At 67.9% G+C, this 1,232-nt stretch carries 1 protein-coding gene; it reads right to left on the minus strand.

Features of this window, described 5'->3' with window-relative positions:
- Positions 1–11: 11 nt before the first annotated feature.
- Positions 12–1,145 (minus strand): IS630 family transposase, encoded by a 1,134-nt coding sequence (locus ACGFX4_RS41350; protein ID WP_393086398.1) that lies wholly within the window; start codon positions 1,143–1,145, stop codon positions 12–14.
- Positions 1,146–1,232: the final 87 nt, after the last annotated feature.

Raw genomic sequence — 1,232 nt, forward strand, 5'->3', positions numbered from 1 at the left:
CTAGTGCCGCATCAGGCAACGTTTGCCCTGGTGACGACCTCGCGCAGGCGTTCGTCGGCGGCGTGCTTGTTCCGCCAGGTGATGTAGCGGCGGATCATGCTGCCCTGTTCCTTGTGGCTGGCGTGGTCGGTGCCGTCGAGGGCGAAGTAGCGCAGAGCGGTGAACTGGGCCTCGATCCGGTTGAGCCAGGAACTGTTGGTCGGGGTGTAGGCGACCTCGACGTTGTTCGCCGCGGCCCACGTCCCGACCCGCTGGCAACGCTTCGTCGTCAGGTGCGGCGAGTAGTTGTCACAGACGATCGCGATGCGCACGTCCATCGGGTGCAGCGAGCGCAGGTAGCGGCAGAACTCCAGGAACTTCGAGCGGTTCTTGGTCCTCTTGATGTGCCCGTAGAGCTGGTCCTTGCCGAGGTCGTAGGCGGCGAACAGGTGCCGGACGCCGTGCGGGCGGGTGTAGGTGGCCCGCCGTCGGGGCCGGGGACCGCGGTCGGGGTCCTTGTGCCTCCCGCCGCGCTCGGCCCACTGCCGGCCGGGGTGGGGCTGGAGGTTGAGCGGCCCGAACTCGTCCATGCAGAAGACGACTTCGGGCTCACCTTCTTCGGGTATGACCTCGCCGTCGGCGATCGCGTAGAGGTGTTCGACACGGGCCTTCTTGGCCGCGTAGTCCGGGTCGCGGGAGGTCTTCCAGGTCTTCACGCGTTGAAAGGACACGCCCTCCTCGCGGAGCAGGACCCGGAGGCCCTCGTGGCTGATGTCGTCGACCACCCCCTCGGCGACCAGGAAGTCGGCCAGCTTGGCCAGGCTCCAGGTCGAGAACGGCAGGCCGTGCTCGGCCGGCTTGGACTTGGCGATCTTCTTGATCTCCCGGCGCTCGGGCAGCGTGAACGTCCTCGGGCGCCCGCCCCGGTACTTCGGGTAGAGCGAGTCGAAGCCGTCGGCGTTGAAGTTGTGGATCACGTCGCGGACCCGGTCCGCGCTGGTGAACGTGACCTCCGCGATCTTCGCCACCGGCATGCGCTGGGCGGACAGCAGCACCATCTGGGCCCGCCGCCAGGTCACCACCGACCCGGTGCCCCGGCGGACGATCCGCAACAGCCGTCTGCCCTCGTCGTCATCGATCTCACGAACCTGCACCCGTTCGGCCACGCGACCATTCTGACCGCCCCGAGCCGCTGTCCGCAGCATCCGGGCGACTCGTCACAAGAGGGCGAACGTTGGCTGATGCGGCACTAG

Origin of the sequence: Kitasatospora sp. NPDC048365 (genome assembly GCF_043200835.1) — a bacterium.
Classification (GTDB): domain Bacteria; phylum Actinomycetota; class Actinomycetes; order Streptomycetales; family Streptomycetaceae; genus Kitasatospora; species Kitasatospora terrestris.